Source organism: Xenorhabdus sp. NBAII XenSa04 (genome assembly GCF_963866145.1).
GTDB lineage: Bacteria > Pseudomonadota > Gammaproteobacteria > Enterobacterales > Enterobacteriaceae > Xenorhabdus > Xenorhabdus indica.
Window position 1 is genome coordinate 15286 of sequence record NZ_CAWMEB010000312.1, and the last position, 20536, is coordinate 35821.

A 20536-nucleotide genomic window follows, 5' to 3' on the forward strand; every position below is an offset into this window, starting at 1 on the left:
ATAACACGGCTAGATACCTAGGTCACAGTGTAAGAAAAGCATTTGCGGCCTTGGAAAGTGAAGAGCCTACATATGATTCAGACGAAGATTAAGCCTTATTAAGTCCTTGCCAACTTATTCCATTAGACTCAGTAACTAAAACAGCAGGTTTTGAGTTAACTGTTTTGCCTATATCATAAACTAAGCCTCTTACTTCTTGTCGAGTTTTTGAGTTAGAGCGGAAATAGTACTCTGCTGGTGGAAGTTCATATTTACCACCGTTATCAGCAGTAATAAAACCTCGCCTGACGTGGTGAAAAGCAGGCTTAATTACTAATAACGGGGTCGCTTGAGCGCCCTTTTTTTATATCTCAATAAAAGGAGACTCAGTGGCCACTCTCGTTGATACCTTACTTGTTGCGCTCAAGCTGGACATGTCCGGCTTTGCAAACGATGCGAATAAAGCGATTAAAGCGCTTGATGATCTGGATCAGAAAGCTGACGGTGCATCTACGGCTGTCGTAAAATGGTCTGATGGAACCGATAAAGCCGCGGGCAGCACCAGAAATTTAAACCAGTCTAATCAATCCCTAACTAAATCGACTGAAGCTGTCGGCAAAACCACTAAAAGCACTTCCAATGTTGTGCTGAGTTTTTCTGATAATATCACCGACGTGACGGATAAAACGCAGGACTGGGAAAAGACGATTAACGGTGCGGTTAAAGCATTAGCTGGCCTGTTCACGACGATTTTTGTTTCCAGTGGATTAGCAAAACTGGTTAGCGAGATATCCAGCTCAAACGATCAGCTCCACTTCCTCAGTAAAAACCTTGGCATGAACGCGGACACCATCAAGAAATGGCAGAATGTAGCCGAGATGTCAGGTGGCAGTGCTGACGGCATGGCGGCCACGATGTCCAGCCTCAATAAATCACTGTGGGATTTAGTGACTGTGGGTGATGCGTCTATATTGCCATTTTTCAATGCGCTAGGTGTTGGGGTGGTGGATTCCTACGGGAAGATCAGGAAGCTGGACGATATTCTGTTAGATATGGCTGACAGCATGTCTCAGATGGAGCGCCCGCAAGCCTATAACATCGGCAAGAGCATGGGATTGGATGACGGAACCATCAATACCCTGCTAGAAGGTCGTGAAGCCATTCAGAAGCGACTGGATGCACAAAAGAATATCGTCATTTCCACCAAGGAAGAGCTGGAACTAAATCGCCAACTCAGGGAACAAAATTCGGTACTCAGCCAGCAATGGGAGGGGCTGAAAACCATTATTGCTAATTATCTCACTCCCAGATTACTCAAGCTGTCTACGATGGTGAGTGGGTTTTTGGATTATCTGAATAAGCATCGCGATACAACAATCACGCTCTTTCAGGGGATAGCGACCGTTATCGGCTTATCTTTAATTCCTGTAGTCGGTCGGGCAGCTTTAGCAATGCTGGGGTTATTTGCGCCGTTAATAACCGGAACGGGGCTAATTCTCGCTTTTGTTGCTGCTCTGTGGCTACTGCATGACGATTACAAGGGCTGGAAGGAAGGCAAGGATTCATTCTTTGACTGGGGCACGATGCACAAGTCATTCGTATGGATTATGGAGCAGCTAGAGAAGCTGGAAAAATGGTTCAAAGGCACAACCATTGGTAAGTGGTTTACTGATACTAACGGTGAATTGGATAATTTTAAGCTGGCTCTCGGTGGATTTGCCTTATTCTTTGGTGGGCCGTGGTTAGCAAGCATCCTGACGACGTTAAGTTTAGCCGGACTGGGATTAATCCGGTTCTTTGGTCTTCCCGGCTTGCTGGTCGGCGGCGCTCTTGCAGCGTTCTTTTATTTCAAAAACAAGATTGATGATTTTGACTGGGATAAACTGGGAGATAATTTAGGCAAGATGGCAGTGGAAGGGATTAAGAGAACCCAGGCAGCCAAAAATGTGATTGAAGCCGAAAACCCAAAAGATAAAACAAGAGCCGCTCTAGCTGGATTCGGTGATTTGATTCCGGGTGGGGGAATGGCTCAATTAGCTGTGGCTACCGATATTCCCGGTAAAATCTCAGAAACCATATCAAAGAATACGGATAAGCAAGGAAATATCAGTTGGTCAGGTGTGGCAAAAGATGTCCTTAGCTCAGCCTCCAAAACTTTTGATGCTGCATTGATAAAAAGCAAGGAAAGATCTGCATCCAAAACCCATGTTCACTCTAAAAACGCCAATGACCTTAAAGGTCAGGCCGCCCTCAATGCCATGAGAGGGTATTTTATAGAGCTGGAGAAAAAATATAAGCTGCCCGCGGGGATATTGTATGGTGTGGCTATGACTGAATCTTCGGGTAATCGATTTGAGGTTTCCAATAAAGGAGCAAAAGGCCCATTTCAGTTCATGCCACCAACCGCCGCCGAATATGGATTGAAAGGTAATGATGTTTTTGACTGGTATAAATCAGGCGATGCCGCAGCTAGATACTTGAGCTGGTTACTTAAACAAACAGGCAGCACAGATGGCATGTTAGCAGCCTATAACGGAGGGATAGGGAATCTAAAGGAAAAAGGAATAGCAAATATGCCAGCCCAGACGCGTGAATATGTTCCGAAGGTCAAAAAATACAGGGAGAAAGAGCTACAGGATCGGAAGGCGCAAGGTATTGCACAATCAATCTCTGACTTCCAAGCAAGGATGAATCAGCCGCTTATCCCTAATATGGACATGAACGCCCCTCATGAGTTCCTTGCTCAAACCGACAGAATACGTAACATGCCTATGGCGGGTGCAACTAATAATGTCAAAGTTGACCTTAACGGAGATATTAACGTAACCACTACAGCTAATACGGTAACTGGAACTGTAACAGATGCAGGAGAAGCGGCTAGATTGAGCCTTTCTCAGATTATGACATCGATGAGTTGATGGCTGGTGGAAAGTTAAGCTGCGTTAAAGTTTTATCATCCTCACAATTTGGATAATTTCTGATCATACTTTAACTAAAGTAATGTAGGGTATTGCAAGCATTCAAGGTAAGTTGTCACGATTAGACATGCAATAATGCGATAACTGACTGGTTAAATTAACACCGTTCCCATTTTGGGAATTAAGGTGTAGAATCTTGCAAAGGAAACTTCTCAGCCGATGAAAATTATGGGGAAAAAGGAAATAGTTTCTTTTTGGAAAAAGCATAATCAGACAAAGGGAGCACTTAATGCTTGGATAGCTGAGGTAGAATCAGCAAGCTGGAGCAGCCCGCAAGATATAAAAAACAGATTTTCTACTGCGAGCTTTTTGCCTGATAACAGAGTGGTGTTCAACATAAAGGGGAATGATTATCGCCTCGCTGTTCAAATCAGATACATTAATGGGATAGTGAAAATTGAACATATTGGAACTCATGCCGAATATGATAAGTGGAGGCTAAAATGACTGAGTTTAAGCCGCGAATCATAAAAAGTGATGAAGATTATGACCTTGCAATGATTAGACTGACAGAGTTAATGGACTTAAACCCTGAGGAAAACACTCCTGATTCAGATGAGTTAGAGCTACTGGCTCTGCTTATAGAACGTTATGAGTCAGTGCATTATCCAACAGAAAAACCATCCCCTCTAGATGCTGTGTTATTTAGAATGGATCAAGCAGGGTTAACGCGCAAAGATATGGAGCAATATCTTGGTTCAGCGTCAAAGGTATCAGAAGTGTTGAGCGGTAAAAGAAAGCTGAGCATGGCAATGATTCAGAAGTTGCACTATGGGCTTGGTATACCTCTGGATGTTTTAATCCAAAAGCCTGACGATATAGAGTGGAAGGACGAAAATGAGACACTAGAAGCGCTTACGTTGGTAGAGGGGAGAATACGCCTACACAACAACGTGGTAGCAAAGGCAGTCTCTTCCGTCAAGCCAATGAAATTTAAGAAAAAAGGCATTACTAATAGGCAATTTACCGACATGGAAGAGATGGGTACAAAGGAGACTATGTATGCCTTCGCATCTTGAGGAAGCACAAAAGAAATTAAAGATAGTTAATGTATTATTTCGTAACGGTTATTTCTCTATCAATCCTGATATAAACGCCTCTTTTATGGATCAAAGACTCTCAGAAATGAAAGTGAAAAAACAGGACTACCGAGGTGATATATCAGTACAAGAGTTATCTACAGATGGCAATAAAAACCACGCTTATGTGTTTGACGTGGAAGTTGGTATTCGTGTCGTAGAAATTAAGGAAGGCAAAGAAGATATCGATGAGAAAGATACGGTATATATGATAACTGCTGAATTTGAGGTTCTCTATGCATCTAAAGAAAAACTTACCAAAGAAGAGATAAAGGCTTTTTCAAAAAACAATGTAACCTATCACATTTGGCCTTACTGGAGGGAATACGTTCAGTCTGCTTGCTCCAGAATGGGAACTCAACCATTACATATACCAATGTTTAAACCAGAGTAATATACAGTCTCTGCAACCCGTCCCGTGAAATGAACCCCCGAAAGTTGGACACACAACAATTAGGGGTTTTATGCTTCAATGAGCTAAGCAGGAATACCTGCTTAGCTTAAGATTTTTTAACAAGCTCAGCAGATTCAAAGGTAGAGAAACCGCCGCTGCCACAGACACGGGAAGTTAGTTTTATTTTGGCATCCTGCTTAATCAAGGAGCTTATATAGCCACGCGCAAAGTTAGGGATGTCTTTATAGATTGGTGAAATATCATAGGTTACATAATCACCTTTACTGTCTTTAACCTTGAATTTTTCAATCGTTCTTTCGTCTGGCAAAGTAGAGATAATAGTAACTCTATCTGTAAATGGATCGGAGCATCCTATCCAAGCACTCACACCATCAATTGGTTTAGGGGCATAATAGATGCCATATATTTCACCATTCCGAATATCCATATAGAAATTATTACCAGCATCCGTCATCGACTCATATTTTTTATTCCCTGTTGCCAGAGAAGGTAATGCCATTACAGTGGCAATTATAAGGAGTACGGCTTTGATTAATCTCATTACATTGCACCTCAAAGTAGTTGATATTATGTGTACAGCATAACACTAATTTGTTTAGCCTGTGTTTTATTTGAGCATTGTGGTTATACTTGGAGCAAATTAATCATTGTGTGAGGTTCAAGGATGCTAAAGAAAGTTGCCGCCGCCTTATTTTTTGTATCTGCCGTTGCTAACTCTGCAAGTTTTGATTGTTCTAAGGCAGTTAGTAAAGTTGAGAAGTTGATTTGCTCTACCCCGGCTTTATCTCAGGCTGACGATGCTTTGTATGTGGATTATCTTCAAGCAAAGCTGATCACGGGTAATACTGACGATTTTAAGGCTCTAGCTAAGCAAAACTGGAAACTGCGCGAAAAAAACTGTGATACCGAAGAATGCCTACTGAATTGGTATAAGCGATCTACAGAATTGTATAGACAAATTGCAGCAAAAGATAACAAGGGAGGCGTTCAATCAAATACATCATCTATAGCGAAGAAAAAATTAGATGATAAAGAATCACAACAAAAATCCCAAAATACACTAGATGATTTCTTTAGGGATAATCCATCACTGGACGGTTTTTATGTAAAACGAGCTATAAAAATGCAAGCTAGTGGAGCTGCTGCAATGGATTCTTTTACCTTGACAGATTCATCAAAAAGTAAATTGAAGATAGCTAAAGAACAAATGGATTCTAATGGTTATGAGTATGCAAAACTTGCTGTTAGGCAACTCAAGGAGCTGTGTTCTATGGGAATGGCAACAATGCACAGCTTAAAAGATGCTGATTGTGCGACAATAATTTCATATGTAGAAAAATAGTTCATGGCGGTAAAATATTAAATATCAATAATGGAGTATAAAACATGCGTATATTGTGGCTTGCTGTTTTTTTTTGTTCAGTTTTTGGTATTGCTGCGGGATTATTGCCAGCACTAACTATGGCTGAAAGCGCCCCACAAGAAGCTGCGGGGGCGGCCATTGCAGTAGCATGTGCCGTAGTACCTTACTGTATTGCTCGCGCAGTAAGTATGTTAAGTGGAAATTCAAAAAAGGACGACTAAAGCTATGACAGGTGGTTTTGATTTGCCTGAATTTTGGATTACTGCTGCTTTAATTGGTCTTATTCCAGCGGCGTTAGCTAACTCCAAAGGTCGGAATTTTTTCGCATGGTGGGTATACGGAACTCTTCTTTTTGTCATTGCTTTGATTCATGCTTTTGTATTGGACAAGGCAGCTAAAAAGAAGTGACAGGATTGGTGCACGACAGCCATCGTACAATAGCCCTATGGGCTTCTTTTTCTTCAATTCCTCCCATATGTACGCCATTGACTTATAGCATAAGGATGCTATCATTATTCTATATATACACCAATGGCGCACTGAAACATGATATTTATCGAGACATCTATCTTTACCGAAGACTGTAAAGAATTGCTAAACGATGATGAATACCGTGAATTTCAGCAGTACCTTGCCGATAACCCAACTTCTGGTGATGTAATCCAGCACACAGGCGGGTTACGCAAAGTTCGTTGGTCTTCTGGCGGTAAAGGTAAGCGCGGTGGTGTACGTGTTATTTATTATTACAAGGTTGATGTTTCCCATATCAGATTGTTACTGATTTATAAGAAAGGCATCAAAGATGACCTTAGTGAATCAGAGAAGAAGATCCTGAGAGCATTAAATGAGGGGTGGTAACAATGGATAGCAAATTATTTTCCAGACTCACTGAAAGTATGGCGCAAATGAATGAGATTATTGATGGCGAGCGTGTGCCTTCTCGTGAAACCCTTGTTGAGGCGGTGAAAGTAAAAAGTATTCGCCAGGCAACAGGATTAAGCCAATCAGGATTTGCTAAGTTAATTTCTGTTAATGTTGGAACCCTCCGTAATTGGGAGCAAGGAAGAAGAGAACCGACAGGCCCAGCAAAAGCTTTGTTGAAAGCGATAGAAAAAGATCCTGTCAATGTTCTGAAAGCGTTATCTATGTAAGTGGATCCTTACGGGCTTTTTTGTTGGCCATTAGTTGGGTTTACAAAAGTTTCGTAAAACCTCATTGCGATGTAGTCTTTTTGTGACTACAATTAGGTTAATATATAACCGGAGGATTGACTAATGACCACTGAAACTTATGTCCGTGCACGTATTGATGCAGAGACTAAAGAGCGTGCCAGCGCCGCATTGGAAGCGATGGGGTTATCTGTGTCTGATGCTATCCGCTTGCTGATGTTACGTATAGCGGATGAGCAGCGATTGCCTTTTGATATCAAAGTGCCGAACGCAACTACTCAGAAAGCAATGGAAGAACTGGAAGCAGGAAAGGGAAAGCGATTCGATAGCGTATCTGGCAACCAAAGTAATTGAAGGTGAGTTTTTAGGTAAAGAGGCCTTGCCTGCGCCTCAGCAAGTTGATTTGTCATCTGAACTGAGCAACGTTAATGCCCTGTATAAAAACATAATGCACCTCAAAGATACGTGGGACACCCTCAACCCGCATTTATCTGTTTTAACACCAGATATAGCGCACGCGTTTAATGGAGCATTCAGCAACGTAAGTGGTCCAGTGTTAGCTCTGAAGAGCAGCCTTGAAAGAAAATCAGCTTGCTGAACTAAATTTAAGCCACGGAGGGCTGAAAATTGAAACAGTTTGATACATTTTAATCATCAACGAAACAATAGCAATATAGCTAATGCTATTGATTTGATGGCAAGATGCCCCTATGATTACCCTAAGGTAATTTATCAATGAGATAAATGCTAATCACCTATTTACTTTAATTTCATAACGTTAGGGGGCTATATGAGAACTGAACATACCAGATCTGTACAGACTATTAGCCACTTGACAGAAGTTATTGATTCTTTCAAGGACAAGAACACGGATAAGCTTTTTAACGTCCTTCGCCTCAGTGTAAGGCAGGATGTTAATAGACAATTATTTATAGTGACTATTAAGGATGATAATAAGAGTGATGATTTCTATGTTGTGCCATTTGCTGAGTTAATTGTCAGAAGGGAGAAAGTTAAATATCTCGTTGCTCCTGAAAAACAATATCCAGAATTTGATGGTAATATTAATTCCATCATGAAACATATCGAGTCTATTATTAAAAATTTCATTGATAATTACAAAATAACGACTACCCATTAAATTCTCATAGGGATAGTGATGGCTCCTAATCTTATCAGTTCGTATTCGAAGGACTTGAGCAAAAAGCCAAGTTACGTCTCAAAGAGTGTTATTGATGAATACCATCATTTATCATTAGAAGATGATGATCTGCTTAAAATAATAGAGTACGCCCTTGTTGGGAGTGAATATCATTTCTATTCAGATATAATCTATATGGGTTGCACTACTCCTGGTTTCTATTCTGAACATGCTGAGCATTTAAGGGGGTACAAATATTGCACTGACCAAATCATTGATGAGCTACTCTCTCTTGATATGCACGAACCACTAGAAGATATTTTGATTGGTCGAATCGCGTATAATGATTTTAATTTTGTTGATCATGGTCTAGCCAAGACCGGCAAGCAAATTAAAGGTATCTATATAGATACAGATTTTCAAGGAGCAGGAATAGCCAGTTCTATATATGGAAGCCTCTTGTCGAAACATGAGCATATTGTATGCGACAATATTCAGAGCCTATCAGGCGGTTCTTTATGGGCTAGCAAACTCATTAAGCTGGGCGAAGTTCGTATCTATGATGTTGTTAAAAAGACATTTTCAGATATATTAACTCCTCACGGCATTGGTATGAATGGCGTCATTCCGTGGAGCGCCATCGACCTACCCTTTAGTGAATTATCTAAATGGGGGAAAAGACCCCTCTCAAACGAGTCATGCCATCATATTGTTAACATCATAAGTAAAGACAGATAGCATAACTAACCCGCTTCGGCGGGTTTTTTCATATCCAAATCCTAGCCGCCGCGCGCGGGTTTTTCACTTCTAACGCCGCTTAATTGCGGTTTTTTTTACATCCAAAAAACGAGGTGTCCTATGTTCGGAATGCCAGAATTACCCAAAATGCCCGATATTCCCAACTGGAAGGGGATCCCTAACGCCGCGATAGACGCAGGAATTAGTCTGGGCGGTGCTGCATTGATTAATACGCTATTCGGTAATTATTGGGGAATATTCAATCAATTTGGTATCCCCCTTTTGCTGGCGGATAACGTCATCTCACTGCAATACCAGAATCAGTATCGAGTGGTGAGCGTTCCGATAGAGAACGGCTCATTCGCCAGCTATAACAAAACCGGAGAGCCTTACAAAGTTACAGTTCAATTGAGTAAGGGGTCAGGTGGCACACTGGAGCGAGGTGCCTTTCTGTCTCAGCTTGAGATTCTGGCGAAAAGCACACTGAAATTCCATGTTGTCACACCGGAATTCGTCTACACCAATGCCGCCATTGCGGGCTATGACCTTGCAAGGGAAGCCAAAGACGGGGCCACACTGATTAAGGTGAATGTCCATCTGGAAGAGGTCAGGGAAGTAAAAATCAAATATGACAAAGAAGAAGTGAAAAACCCCGATGACGCCAAGAAAAAGGACACAGGTGATCAGACACAGAAGGTGGAATCGCAAGTAAGCAGTAGCGTTAATGAAGCCGCGGGCAAGGAAAAAACAACACTAAAGAATACTGGAGATTTTATTGAGAAAATCGGTGGTGCACTCGAAAAAGCCATTGATAGCAGTAAACAGCTCTTAAACATGGGGCAGCAGCAAATCAGTGGCGGAGGATTTTTTTAATGCTTGTTGAAATCGCCATTTTACCCATCCCAAACCAAACGACATCATTCACGATTGACTCGGATTTAATCGACCTGACCCTTGAGAGCCGACTGGAGGCTATTTTCGCCACCGTACAGAAGAACGGTGAGTATCTGGTGTGTAACCGTGTATGTAAAAATCTTTCGTATATCTGCCAATGGCTGGTTTTCGTGGATATTGAAGGGAATGCTGATCCTGAATACTCAGGCCTCGGTTCCCGCTATAAACTGGTATGGAACGATGAAATTTAACCGAAAAGTAATCAAAATCACGCTCACCCTTTCCGGGAAAGACGAATCTTTCACTTCCGATAACCAAAATAAGCTCTCAGCCAGCGGCCTTCGGATCAACGCAGAAATCAATTACGGCAATGGCGCAATTACGCCTCATGCCCGAATTAAAGCCTATGGTCTGCCGATAGAGACGATGGAGAAGCTGCTTCGCATTAAGTGGAATGTGTTACGAGCACTGCAAAATACCGTGACCATTGAAGCGGGTGAGGAAGGCGAAGAGTTATCGCAAGTCTTTAAAGGTGGTATCACCTATGCTTACCCGGATTTTGGTGATGCGCCGAATGCGTCACTGGTGATTGAGTCACAGACTGCCGTGCTGGATAAAATGGCTGGGGCTAATGCCGAGAGTTACAAGGGTGAGTACGATGTTGCCGCTATGATAGCGACTATCTGTAAACGTATGGGCTACACCTTTGAGTCAAATGATGTCAGCGTCAAGCTATCCAACCCGAATCTGAACGGAACTGAAATCGATAAAATCCGCCAGTTGGCCTATGCCGCAGATCTGGATTTGTACATTGAAAATAAAAACATTGCCGTGACTTACAAAGATGCCCCCCGGCGAAACTTAAAAATTCCGGCTATCTCACCGGAAGCCGGACTTATTGGCTACCCTATACCCACCATAATCGGCATTGAGTTTAAGTGTTTCTATGATCCGCTGGTGCGGTTCGGCGGCATCGTGCGTATTGCTGACAGCCTTATCAAGATTTGTAACGGTGACTGGCTGGTTTACGGTGTTCGTATTGTCTTGGAAACTGAGCAGGAATCCGCACAGTGGGTAATGGAAGTATCAGCCAGCCGGAGAGGAGATAGTTATGTCGCCATCAAAAAATGAACGGGTATCATTATATGACCCACAAACTACCGCAGGTGGAGCGCTCAGCCAGGAAGCGATTATCTGGTCACTGATCGGTAGGATAGGCACAGTGACTATTTGCCGGATAGAGAACGTACATGGTGGAGGTGTTGGCCCTGTGGGGTATGTCGATATTCTACCCCTGGTGCAACAGGTCGATGGGGCAGGCAATATCTACCAAAATGCCACGGTCTACAATGTGCCGTATTTCCGCTATCAGGGTGGCAAGAACGCGGTCATTCTTGACCCAAAGGTCGGTGATTTGGGCTTTTGCTTTACAGCCAGCCGGGATATTTCCAAAGTCAAACGGGTAAAAGGGGCAGCACCACCGGACAGTAAGCGTAAATATGATATGTCAGACAGTCTCTACATTGGTGGTCTGCTCAATGGCACGCCGTCCCAGTTTATTCATTTTCTGGATAATGGGATGAATATTGTCTCGACAGGTGCGGTGAACATTAAAGCCACAAAGATAGTACTGGATGCCCCTGTGAAGACAACCAGTACCATTAAGTCCAAGGGTGATATCACTGACAACGCAGCCACTAACAGCCAATCTATGGCAGGTATGCGTGAGCTATATAACCGCCATACTCACCCAGAGCACGGACAAGGTGCGAATACCAGCCCACCTAACCAGAAGGCTTAAATTATGCGGACATTATTTTTAATGCCTGCCACATGGGATTTAACTCTCGATGCGGCGGGTAATATCGCTATGGCCTCAGATCAGTACGCCAGAGCGCAGTCAGTGGCCAATGCCTGTCGGGTATTTGTGAAAGATCTGTATTACTCACAAAGTGATGGCATCCCCTACCTGGAAGAAATTCTGGGTAAGAACCGATATTCACTGGCAATGTATCGTAAGTACTTGGAGGATGCAGCCAGATCAGTAGAGGGCGTGATATCAGCAACGGCGGAACTGAGTACGGCAAATGACCGAGTAGTCAAGGGGCGGATTATTTTTACAGATATCGACGGATTTCAGGGGGTAATAGAACTATGATCCCAAAATTACAAATCACGTCACAGGGAATATTGACACCTCCAACCCAAGACGTGATAGATGGCTGGTGGCGCGTGCTCAAGGGATGTTTTGGGGATAATCTCAATACTGATATGAGGACCCCGCAAGGTCAGTTAGTTACCACTCTTACTGCTATTATTACCGACGAACGTAACTCCTTCATCAACCTTTTGAACAGCTTCGATCCTCGTTATGCAGATGGCATGATGCAGGATGCGTTGGGGTATATTTACTTTTTGCGACGCAAACAAGCGACCAAATCCGTAGCAGAGATAACGATTAACGGGCTGGCAGGTACAGTTATCCCCGCAAGCTTTCAGGTTTCAGATAATGCCGGGAGAACATGGAGCACACGGGCTGAGGTGACGATAGGTGATGACGGTTTAGTTGCGGTGCATGTTCACTGCGATATTACGGGGCGAATTGGGGCTTCTGCTGAGTCTATTAATCGTGTTGTTAAAAACATCACTGGGGTGGATTCAGTTATTAATAAACATGCAGCCATCGTGGGTAAGGATGTGGAGTCGCGGCAGGAATTTGAATTAAGGCGTCAACAGTCGGTGGCGGTCAATGCCAAAAATACTAATGCGGCTACGCGGGGTGCGGTTGCTAATATTAAGGATGTTATCGACTGCTATGTTATCGATAATCCCTCTGATAACACTATTCACGTAGGTGTGACGAATTACCCGTTAATTCGAAATTCAATAGCAGTTTCCGTGGTAGGCGGGGATGACAATGAGATTGCCAGGCGGATTTTGATTAAGGCAGGCACGGGCTGCTCTTTTGTGGGAAATACCCTAGTGAAATATCAGGACACTGAGAACTTTGCTTATATGCCGCCAACTTATGACATTAAATTTATCCGGCCACACCATACTCCGGTAGAGTTTATTATCACCTTTGAAGATAAACTGAAATTAACTCATCAAGACAAGGAAGCGACCCGAAATGCGGTAATGAAGGAATTTAGCACAGGCAGGGGAAAGGGGCGGATCGCCAAGAAACTGCTTGCCAGTGATTATATCTGCGTTGTAGCGCAAGCAACTACTGAGCGACTGATTTCAATCCAGATAGCAAGGAAAGGTGAAATAGCCGCAAATTATCTGGAGTTTGGTATTGATGAGTTTCCGGTGTTGTCAGTGGATGACATAAGGATAGCGTCATGATTGAGATAAAAGACACTTTCCTTAGCCAATACGCTAACAGCCCCACTATTTGTACCATCCTTAACGAGTTTAATGACGCCATCGACCCCAGAGTCAGCACGGATGAATTTTACCATCTGGCGGTCAACGTGCTCACAGCACAAGGTTTCGGACTGGATATATGGGGACGGATTGTTGGCATCAGCAGGGATTTATCCATACCCGATCCGGCTATGGGTTATTTTGGGTTCAAAGAGACGGAAAGGTATACGCCATTTGACCAATCCCCATTTTATAGTGATGGAACATCTGATTCGTCTTACAAGATGGATGACTCGACTTACAGGGATGTGATTTTCATGAAGGCATACTCGAATATCTTGTATGCGACCGCCCCGAATATTAATCGGTTCCTGAAGAGCTGTATTTTCAATGGGCGGGCGTATTACCTCATCACAGGACATATGACAGCCCGGTATGTCTTTGAATACCGATTATCTGAATTAGAAAAGAATCTGATTTACCACCAACATATCTTACCGCGTCCGTCAGGAGTTCAGATTTCGGTTGTGGAACTTCCGGCAGGCGAATTTTTCGGTTTTTACGGCACAGGATTTCAACCCTTCGATCAGGGCGCTTTTGCACAATAGGTGAATAATGAAAAACCCAAACTTAATACCCAAGCCCTTCGCGCAGAGCGAGCAGAAAAATGATATTCCCGCAAATCACAAATCAGACCAACCCAGTCAGAAAGCAACATGGGATACAGGCTTCCCGCAAATTACCATGATGCCCGTAACGGCGGGCGGATTGCCACCCAGCGGACGAGATTTTAACGGTATTTTGAATCAGATTTCGGACAATATCGTGCACTTATCCAAAGGTGGGAAGTTTAAGTATTCCCAAGAGTATGCTGACTTAATTGGTGGCTATCCCAAAGGGGCGATATTGCAATCCGATGATGAAACCAGAGAGTTTCAGAGTCTGGCGGATAACAACAAAATTAATTTTAACAAAGAACCATCTGAGAAAATTAATGCTGCATGGAAACAGGTGAGCACGACTCAAATTCTGGATGAGTTAAACAAAAAGCTCAATCGCTCTGATGTGGTGCAATCAGTCGGCAGCAGTAAAACGCAGGTGATGAGTCAGAATGCGGTTACCGATGCCCTGAACACCAAACAAGACAAAGGGGATTACGCAACCAATCCTGCGTTGAACGAGGTAAGGAAACAAGCCAACACCGCCAATCAAAATGCAGTTAATGCCAACGACAACGCCAACCGCCGCCTCGACAAAGCGCAGAACGGGGCGGATATCCCGGATAAGGGGGCGTTTGTGGACAATCTGGGGTTACGGGATACGGTCAAGCAGGCACAAAACGCCTTTCCAAGAACAGGCGGCGTCATCAATGGAAATGTTGATGTGACGGGGTATTTATCAAGTACTGCGGTATATGAAGCGGGTGGAATCCGGGTTTACAGCCCGATTAATAAGCCGACACCTGATGACATTGGTGCTTACCCCAAAACAGGCGGCGTCATCAATGGAAATGTTGATGTGACAGGCAATGTGTCAGGAAACGGTATTTATGAAGCGGGTGGAGTCCGGGTTTATAGTCCGAATAATCCACCGACCGAGGCGTTGTTAGAAACAAATGGATGGTATCGGGACACCGTGAACGGGGTCATTATTCAGTGGGGCAATGGAATATACAGTGATGGTCAATTAGTTAAATTTCCCCGCCCCTTTTCCCCGATCAGTGTGTTCGGTGACGATAAGTGCGAACCCTAATGATACACCTCACGTGGAAATAGCCCTCAGCTATCCCGTCTCACTCAATGAGTTTATAGTGGGGAGTATTGTTTCCGTAGGAGACCGATTTCTGACGAATGTTTCCTTGCATTGTTCGTGGATGGCGATTGGCTATTGAGGTGAAAGAGGTACGTTTATAGTGCAAAAAATAACGCATTCTACCCCATTGATTGGCAGCAATTGTATATTGATGCGGGAACGTGGCCGGATGACGGGGTTGAGGTCAGTGATAAGATTTATCGCAAATTCATGGCGCCACCTGCGGGGAAAAGGTGCATAGCGGGTGATGACGGATTACCTGTATGGGGAGATATTCCCCCGCCGACACCGGAGGAACGACAGCAACAGGCCGAATCAAAGAAGCGTTATCGCATGTCACAGGCGGCAAATACCATTGCCCCGTTACAGGACGCCGTTGACCTCGACATGGCCACGAAGGAAGAAAAAGCGGCTCTTGTCGCCTGGAAAAAATATCGTGTCCTGCTCAACCGGGTAGACTGTTCCACTGCCCCCGATATCGCATGGCCGGAACCGCCGAAGTGAGGATGGGTGGCGTGACAAAAAAGCCCTCGCGTGGAGGGCTTCATTATATTTAAATCAAGCTGCTTTTGAAGTTACATCAAGGCCTTTATCCAACTGGCGGTTTAGATGCTTAATTTTATTTAAACATGATTCCATTTTATCAAGCAGATCAAAAATTCTTTTAAAATCATATTTTTGAGTCATATCAACTCCTTTAATGGGTGATTAATTTACTCGGTTTAATTTAAATATAAGGTTTTTCATCTAATGCCGATATTGCGCCACACAATGCATCACAATCATCAGCATCAATAGCTTTAGCCAAAGCATCAGCTAAATCTATATATTGATTTAGCTCTTCCAGAACATTTTTGTCAATTTTAAGAAGATCTGCGGCCATGATTGAAATATCACGGTATAGTTTCAATTCGGATACCGTGTCAGAAAAGGTCGGATTATTACGCTGCAATTCTGGTTGTGTCACACAGCTAATAAATGCCAATATTGCAATGGTTTGATTTTACTTTAATTATTTAGATATCAGCCTTATATTATATTAATAAATCAATCTAATTTCACAATAATAATTAATTATAATTATATAAATTCCTTATAGAATACTGGGACTATTAGAGTTATATTTATAATTCTATATAGTGAGAATATCATTTATTGCTTGTTCTGTTTATTTACAGGGCACCATACTAAATCACTTCTGCTAATATGTGATCGGATGTTTCTTAATCTGTGACATGGAAAGAGAGCTAATTTATAGGAGTGTGATAAAGAATATATTTCAAATTGAAAAAAATACCCATTATTACATACTTATAAATGTAATTTTCCCCAACTTGTATAATCCCCCACACAAATCTAATCAATTTATTCAATCATCATCACTCATTAATATATTCGGTCTGTCTAGCAGCAGGAGTATATTGAACTACCTCAGTAACCTGTGGATTTTTGAGTAACGTTTATCGGAGGGGGTTATTTATACTAAAGCGGACAGGTGAATAACCTACATGATATAGCAGTTATCATTTCAGTACTCTATTAATGATGAAGTAATAATTAAGTGATTTCATTAAAAGGGGGGAGTATGAAAATATTATCTAACGCCATTTTCGTCATGTTAACTTGTTTACTGGCATCCCTTGCTTTCGCGTTTGAAGAAAACACCAATACAGAAAAACAAAAGATTCTTTCTGCTGAATATAATGTGGAATTAAAGAATTCCTCTTTTTCTGAAAATAGCCTCACGATGACTAAAAGAAGCACTGAATGCATGTATGACAGTGGCGCAGATCAGATAAGTATTGCGCCCGGTAACCAGCAAAGTGTCTACTTACAGGACAACGATAATTTATTTAGTGGCTGTGCATTTGGAACTAAGCGGGTGGAATGGGATGTTTCTAGTGGTCTTATGAGTTGCACTTTGTATTTTGAGCATGGATACGATTCAGGTTGGTATACTGTGATTGAAGGGTGCCCGGATATTGTTAAGAGCGCAGTTTGTAATGAAGATGCCAACTGTAATCAAATTAGAGTCTACGGAAGTGAACCGAATATAGATATAAATGTAGAATTCCTTGTCCGGTGAATCTAGTGACTTCCGTATCTATGCAAAAAATGAAGTTTTCCCATCTTAATTCAGCACGCTTCCGTTTGAAACGGAGGCGTGAAAGTGAACTCAGGGATTCCTTAGTTTAAGGAGTCCTTAATCTCAGGGGTTCCTCACTTTGGTAATAGCTCTTTGATGATAGGCACCATTTAATGGAGAACAAATGTTGCTTCGCACCTGTAAGCAACATTATGGTTCCCTTTTTAACAGGTGCAAAGTTAATTGTCATACTAATCCGCTAATAACTCGATCTAGTTCGTTTTGTTCTCGCATCCTGTTTGCAAGCTGTATCGCAACCTCATTTGATTTTCCAAGGGCAAGGAAAACGTTTCTTGGGTCGATCGGGTATGAGCCACCGTGAGGATCGATCCACTCAGGGCAATGCGAGTGTGTGTAGTCCCTTATCTGCCATTTTGTCATATGACCGTATTCTGAATAAACGCCATTCAGAACAGCAAGCTCAGCATCTGTTAACTCGTCATATTCATCGCGCTCAACTGATGGTAGCTTTGTTTCCAGTTCATAATTACTAGCGCCAGCAATCCACCTTCCCCAGCCCTCATCTGAACCTTGGCTAGAGCCATTCATTAAATCGAGTGAATATGAAAGCACAGGTCCGTGAGGCATAGATACCATACGGTCACCGCTGATTGACTCCCCGTATTTCCTCATATGCTCCCTGTCAGACAGATACATGAGCTTCATGAGTTTCAGGTATGCCATGCGCCCGCCACCTTTCGATAGCAGGTACGCAGCCATTTGGGCTACTTTTATTTCGCAAAACATAGAAACCTCCAATGAATCCGTGTTATCAAATTGATAACTCTCACCGGGGAGTATATCTTAAGGCGTGAATATTCTCTATTATTTCTGTCTTTTTTGAGACATTTTACAACTAATTTTCTTTACAAAATGCACATAATAAATTGTTTTATAAAGGAAAAATAAATATGTTGCAAATGTCTTTTTTTTGTGATTTTAGGCGAAAACCCTGAAAGTTAAATAGGATAATCCTCCTTTTTTGACTCATTGAAAAATAATCAGACGGCATATTTGCAGTCTGGTCGTAATTTAGACACCGATAATATTGAGATGTCCCAAACGGTCAAAGTGACGGCCTCGGAAAAATCAATGACTTAATCAACCGTTGCGGAAATCCCTACGGTTGATTTATGGTACTGGGCAAAAGCAATAAATCTACGTATTTTCAATAGGTTACTTGGACACAGGTGCTGGATAATGACAGCAAAGCCCGAATTTGGGCTTAGATCAGGCTTAACTAACGAGGTCATATTCCGCAGGTCAAAAAAAAGCCCCGTGATGGGGCTTATTCTTGGGTAGAGTGACAATTATCAAATTTTCTCTTTAATACCCGCCTGTCGTAGAATTGCATTGGCGGTATGTCTGGAAACTATAGTGTATGGCACGCTGAATGCTTTGTTGGTTATATCGCTACGCCATATTTCATGACTACCTTTGCCTTGCCTGACAAAGTAACAGCCATGTGCCAGTAAAATAACTTTGAGTTGTGGATATAAACCCGATCCCATTAGAGTACCACCCTTGAATCAGATGATTGCTCTTGGACAAACTTAAGGCGAATGACCTCAGACTGGTCGCCCAGACCGTTAATCTCATAAAGCTCAGGTGCTATTTCCCAAACTTTCTCTATCAATTCATCATAAGTTTTGGCTTCTGTAACCAATCCAAGCTCATCACACTCAGCAATCCACATGTCATCATGGATAACATTGACAACAAAAGACTCAAGTCTTGTGATAACTACGCCCATGCTGTAATCCCTCCGCGTTCTGAGTTAATGATTATCTTATTCCAATCTTAGCACTCGTTGATTATAAAATCACCGATCTCTGTAAAAAGAGTGACTTGATTTGTGTGTTTATTAACCAAGTCAATGTTATTGACTTGGTTAATAAATGCTCGAAAATCATCACCTTTAAGGGTGAATACATGAACACCCTCAATAAAACGACTGCGATGGTTAGCAATATTGGAGCGAACGTTTGTCGCCTCTGTGCCATACCCAGCCGCCAATGTTTCCGTGGTAACAACGCGGACGCCTTGCCATTCGATTACTGGGAGTTCATTTGAGTCGATAGTTACTAATTCGTTTTTCTTACTCATGTCTCGTCTCTCAGTGTGCAGTTGATGATGCCGGTTCGGCGGTAAAGAATTTAGATCCGTCGATAAATATGCTGTCGATAAGATCACGTATCCATTATAGTTTATTGGGTAGATAGGTGTTCTAAGGTTATTCATTGAGACAACATCAAATCCAAGATTAAATATTTATTTATCAAAAACATAAAAATTATTTGCGATAAAAAAGATAAAATTGAGACAACATAAAATAGGCTTGGTTGTCTCAATTTTTAGATATTAATCATTATAAAACAATATATTAAGTCGGTTGAGACAACCGAGGCAACTGAGACAACACCGTTTGCTTAACTTATATATAAAGAGAAAAGAAATTATGAAAATGAGTTTAGTGTTCTTGGCACAAAAATGTACGCTGTGACTGACGACGAATTTCGTCGGTAGTGATAAGAATTTCAGTGTGGCGGCGGTCGAGTAAGAACTCAGATACGTACCCGCGATTGTCGATAACTGCTATTACACCTTTAACCAAGTTAACTTGTTGATTTTTATTATGATCGAAATTCCGATCATCTTTTTTGATGTAGTAAAGCTGCTCCAACATGTTCCAAATATCAACATGGATATGTGATATCGTTTTATTTGTCAGTTCCGCTATCTCACGGCTGCTCATCATTGCCCACTTAACAACATCAATTAGGGTACTCAGTTCTCAGACGAGCTTTTTTGGAATTTTCCAAATAAGTCTCGTAGTCCTCATGCTTAGTAAAGTGAGAGGCCTTCCAAATCAGTGACTTCTTAATCTAAGGAATCCCTACAGTTAATTTCACACTTCCGTTTCAAACGGAAGCGTGCTGAATTAAAGGTGAGATATCCCATCTTGGGTATTGTGATTTCCTCTATACCTTTATCTATATACATGCGGGATTTTCCCGTATGTAACTCAGAAACTGAATATGTATTACGTTCTCAGTGATTTAACTAACTGATTATTATCATGATTGAAAAAAACAATCATCTATAGACGGTGGAATATGGCACGAAGAAAGCAGAAGAACGCACCCGCTACCATCGCCACGGTCACAGGTAAGATCACCGTAGCCCCGAAGCGCATCAAGTGACAGACAGGTAAAGTAATGGCCGTCGCTAATATGCAGGTACAAAGCGAGAAGCGCAGTGATTATCCGTTACGTGTCGTGGGCTTTGATGAAGTAGCACTATCGGTCATGCTATTGCGCAAAGGTCAGGAGATCACGGTTACGGGGAAAGCTTCTTACTGGCAGGGCTATCAGTTGGCGATCTCTTCTATCGTTCCATAGGTGACGACGAATTTCGTCGCAACCTCTTAACAAGGTTGGTACTTTAAACGTA

Annotated in this window: 31 protein-coding genes and 1 pseudogene; 24 read left to right on the forward strand and 8 right to left on the reverse strand. The window is 42.3% G+C overall.

From position 1 onward, the window contains the following. Positions 1-368 precede the first annotated feature (368 nt). From AAC147_RS11050 to AAC147_RS11065, 4 genes are all read left to right on the forward strand, one after another. Complete coding sequence (locus tag AAC147_RS11050; protein ID WP_052189488.1) at positions 369-2897, forward strand: lytic transglycosylase domain-containing protein; 2529 nt, start codon at positions 369-371, stop codon at positions 2895-2897. A 219-nt stretch (positions 2898-3116) separates the two neighbouring features. After that, positions 3117-3404 (forward strand): type II toxin-antitoxin system HigB family toxin, encoded by a 288-nt coding sequence (locus AAC147_RS11055; protein WP_047680946.1) that lies wholly within the window; start codon positions 3117-3119, stop codon positions 3402-3404. Next, the gene (locus AAC147_RS11060) at positions 3401-3976 is read left to right on the forward strand and encodes a helix-turn-helix domain-containing protein (protein ID WP_072032505.1); all 576 of its coding nucleotides are present in this window, start codon (positions 3401-3403) and stop codon (positions 3974-3976) included. Before AAC147_RS11055 ends, AAC147_RS11060 begins: the two co-directional genes overlap by 4 nt. Continuing rightward, positions 3960-4430: a protein-export chaperone SecB gene (locus tag AAC147_RS11065; RefSeq protein WP_047680948.1), complete on the forward strand. Its 471-nt coding sequence runs from the start codon at positions 3960-3962 to the stop codon at positions 4428-4430. Before AAC147_RS11060 ends, AAC147_RS11065 begins: the two co-directional genes overlap by 17 nt. A 106-nt stretch (positions 4431-4536) precedes the next feature. On the opposite strand, the gene AAC147_RS11070 is transcribed toward AAC147_RS11065, so the two are convergent. Beyond that, positions 4537-4992 (reverse strand): hypothetical protein, encoded by a 456-nt coding sequence (locus tag AAC147_RS11070; protein WP_047680951.1) that lies wholly within the window; start codon positions 4990-4992, stop codon positions 4537-4539. A 123-nt stretch (positions 4993-5115) separates the two neighbouring features. Here AAC147_RS11070 and AAC147_RS11075 point away from each other — a divergent pair, with 123 nt between their 5' ends. The 18 genes and pseudogenes from AAC147_RS11075 to AAC147_RS11155 form a co-directional block, all read left to right on the forward strand. Further along, positions 5116-5793: a lysozyme inhibitor LprI family protein gene (locus AAC147_RS11075; RefSeq protein ID WP_231571393.1), complete on the forward strand. Its 678-nt coding sequence runs from the start codon at positions 5116-5118 to the stop codon at positions 5791-5793. A 44-nt stretch (positions 5794-5837) separates the two neighbouring features. Then, positions 5838-6035, forward strand: a complete 198-nt coding sequence (locus AAC147_RS11080; RefSeq protein WP_047680954.1) for a hypothetical protein — start codon at positions 5838-5840, stop codon at positions 6033-6035. Between the two features lie 4 nt (positions 6036-6039). Next, on the forward strand, positions 6040-6222 hold the full coding sequence (locus AAC147_RS11085) for a hypothetical protein (RefSeq protein ID WP_047680957.1): 183 nt from the start codon (positions 6040-6042) through the stop codon (positions 6220-6222). A 138-nt stretch (positions 6223-6360) separates the two neighbouring features. Next, a complete protein-coding gene (locus AAC147_RS11090) occupies positions 6361-6672 on the forward strand; it encodes a toxin HigB-2 (RefSeq protein ID WP_047680959.1) in 312 nt (103 codons plus the stop codon). A gap of 2 nt (positions 6673-6674) precedes the next feature. Next, a complete protein-coding gene (locus AAC147_RS11095; protein ID WP_047680962.1) occupies positions 6675-6965 on the forward strand; it encodes a helix-turn-helix domain-containing protein in 291 nt (96 codons plus the stop codon). A gap of 123 nt (positions 6966-7088) precedes the next feature. Further along, positions 7089-7337, forward strand: a complete 249-nt coding sequence (locus AAC147_RS11100) for a type II toxin-antitoxin system RelB/DinJ family antitoxin (protein WP_047680964.1) — start codon at positions 7089-7091, stop codon at positions 7335-7337. Between the two features lie 436 nt (positions 7338-7773). Then, positions 7774-8124, forward strand: a complete 351-nt coding sequence (locus AAC147_RS11105) for a hypothetical protein (protein WP_047680967.1) — start codon at positions 7774-7776, stop codon at positions 8122-8124. 18 nt (positions 8125-8142) lie between these two features. Further along, positions 8143-8862 (forward strand): hypothetical protein, encoded by a 720-nt coding sequence (locus AAC147_RS11110; RefSeq protein WP_047680969.1) that lies wholly within the window; start codon positions 8143-8145, stop codon positions 8860-8862. A 120-nt stretch (positions 8863-8982) separates the two neighbouring features. Then, complete coding sequence (locus AAC147_RS11115) at positions 8983-9735, forward strand: phage baseplate protein (protein ID WP_072032506.1); 753 nt, start codon at positions 8983-8985, stop codon at positions 9733-9735. Continuing rightward, positions 9735-10007 carry a phage baseplate plug family protein gene (locus AAC147_RS11120; RefSeq protein ID WP_047680971.1) on the forward strand — a complete coding sequence of 91 codons (273 nt, stop codon included), beginning with the start codon at positions 9735-9737 and terminating at the stop codon, positions 10005-10007. Before AAC147_RS11115 ends, AAC147_RS11120 begins: the two co-directional genes overlap by 1 nt. After that, positions 9997-10887, forward strand: coding sequence for a baseplate hub protein (locus tag AAC147_RS11125; protein WP_047680974.1), 891 nt, complete (start codon positions 9997-9999; stop codon positions 10885-10887). Before AAC147_RS11120 ends, AAC147_RS11125 begins: the two co-directional genes overlap by 11 nt. Next, positions 10868-11557: a hypothetical protein gene (locus AAC147_RS11130; RefSeq protein ID WP_047680977.1), complete on the forward strand. Its 690-nt coding sequence runs from the start codon at positions 10868-10870 to the stop codon at positions 11555-11557. The genes AAC147_RS11125 and AAC147_RS11130 overlap by 20 nt, the downstream gene beginning before the upstream one ends. Before the next feature lie 3 nt (positions 11558-11560). Beyond that, complete coding sequence (locus AAC147_RS11135) at positions 11561-11914, forward strand: hypothetical protein (protein WP_047680980.1); 354 nt, start codon at positions 11561-11563, stop codon at positions 11912-11914. Beyond that, the gene (locus AAC147_RS11140; RefSeq protein ID WP_047680982.1) at positions 11911-13104 is read left to right on the forward strand and encodes a baseplate J/gp47 family protein; all 1194 of its coding nucleotides are present in this window, start codon (positions 11911-11913) and stop codon (positions 13102-13104) included. Before AAC147_RS11135 ends, AAC147_RS11140 begins: the two co-directional genes overlap by 4 nt. Further along, complete coding sequence (locus tag AAC147_RS11145) at positions 13101-13733, forward strand: DUF2612 domain-containing protein (protein WP_047680985.1); 633 nt, start codon at positions 13101-13103, stop codon at positions 13731-13733. Before AAC147_RS11140 ends, AAC147_RS11145 begins: the two co-directional genes overlap by 4 nt. Positions 13734-13740: 7 nt before the next feature. Beyond that, complete coding sequence (locus tag AAC147_RS11150; protein ID WP_052189490.1) at positions 13741-14877, forward strand: hypothetical protein; 1137 nt, start codon at positions 13741-13743, stop codon at positions 14875-14877. Next, entirely contained in the window at positions 14855-15016 is a 162-nt protein-coding gene (locus AAC147_RS20130) for a hypothetical protein (RefSeq protein ID WP_445286331.1), read from the forward strand. The genes AAC147_RS11150 and AAC147_RS20130 overlap by 23 nt, the downstream gene beginning before the upstream one ends. 38 nt (positions 15017-15054) lie before the next feature. Then, positions 15055-15441 (forward strand): annotated as a pseudogene (locus AAC147_RS11155) (tail fiber assembly protein); the annotation flags it as partial. A gap of 54 nt (positions 15442-15495) precedes the next feature. On the opposite strand, the gene AAC147_RS11160 reads toward AAC147_RS11155, so the two are convergent. After that, the gene (locus AAC147_RS11160) at positions 15496-15624 is read right to left on the reverse strand and encodes a hypothetical protein (RefSeq protein WP_255347643.1); all 129 of its coding nucleotides are present in this window, start codon (positions 15622-15624) and stop codon (positions 15496-15498) included. 40 nt (positions 15625-15664) lie between these two features. After that, positions 15665-15904: a hypothetical protein gene (locus AAC147_RS11165; protein WP_052189494.1), complete on the reverse strand. Its 240-nt coding sequence runs from the start codon at positions 15902-15904 to the stop codon at positions 15665-15667. Between the two features lie 618 nt (positions 15905-16522). Between AAC147_RS11165 and AAC147_RS11170 the strand changes: the two genes are divergently transcribed. Then, entirely contained in the window at positions 16523-17023 is a 501-nt protein-coding gene (locus AAC147_RS11170; RefSeq protein ID WP_047680988.1) for a hypothetical protein, read from the forward strand. A 246-nt stretch (positions 17024-17269) separates the two neighbouring features. Here the strand turns inward: AAC147_RS11170 and AAC147_RS11175 are convergent, their stop codons facing one another. The 5 genes from AAC147_RS11175 to AAC147_RS11195 all read right to left on the reverse strand — a co-directional run bounded on the left by AAC147_RS11175 (position 17270) and on the right by AAC147_RS11195 (position 19841). Continuing rightward, positions 17270-17767, reverse strand: coding sequence for a Panacea domain-containing protein (locus tag AAC147_RS11175; protein WP_231571396.1), 498 nt, complete (start codon positions 17765-17767; stop codon positions 17270-17272). Positions 17768-18396: 629 nt separating this feature from the next. Beyond that, positions 18397-18594 carry a type II toxin-antitoxin system HicA family toxin gene (locus AAC147_RS11180; protein ID WP_047680994.1) on the reverse strand — a complete coding sequence of 66 codons (198 nt, stop codon included), beginning with the start codon at positions 18592-18594 and terminating at the stop codon, positions 18397-18399. Then, positions 18594-18836 (reverse strand): DUF1902 domain-containing protein, encoded by a 243-nt coding sequence (locus AAC147_RS11185; protein ID WP_047680996.1) that lies wholly within the window; start codon positions 18834-18836, stop codon positions 18594-18596. The genes AAC147_RS11180 and AAC147_RS11185 overlap by 1 nt, the downstream gene beginning before the upstream one ends. Before the next feature lie 47 nt (positions 18837-18883). Further along, entirely contained in the window at positions 18884-19189 is a 306-nt protein-coding gene (locus tag AAC147_RS11190; protein ID WP_052189497.1) for an ORF6N domain-containing protein, read from the reverse strand. A 364-nt stretch (positions 19190-19553) separates the two neighbouring features. Next, positions 19554-19841, reverse strand: a complete 288-nt coding sequence (locus tag AAC147_RS11195; protein WP_156115350.1) for a Rha family transcriptional regulator — start codon at positions 19839-19841, stop codon at positions 19554-19556. A gap of 460 nt (positions 19842-20301) precedes the next feature. Between AAC147_RS11195 and AAC147_RS11200 the strand changes: the two genes are divergently transcribed. Then, on the forward strand, positions 20302-20484 hold the full coding sequence (locus tag AAC147_RS11200) for a hypothetical protein (RefSeq protein WP_231571398.1): 183 nt from the start codon (positions 20302-20304) through the stop codon (positions 20482-20484). The last annotated feature ends 52 nt before the right edge of the window (positions 20485-20536 follow it).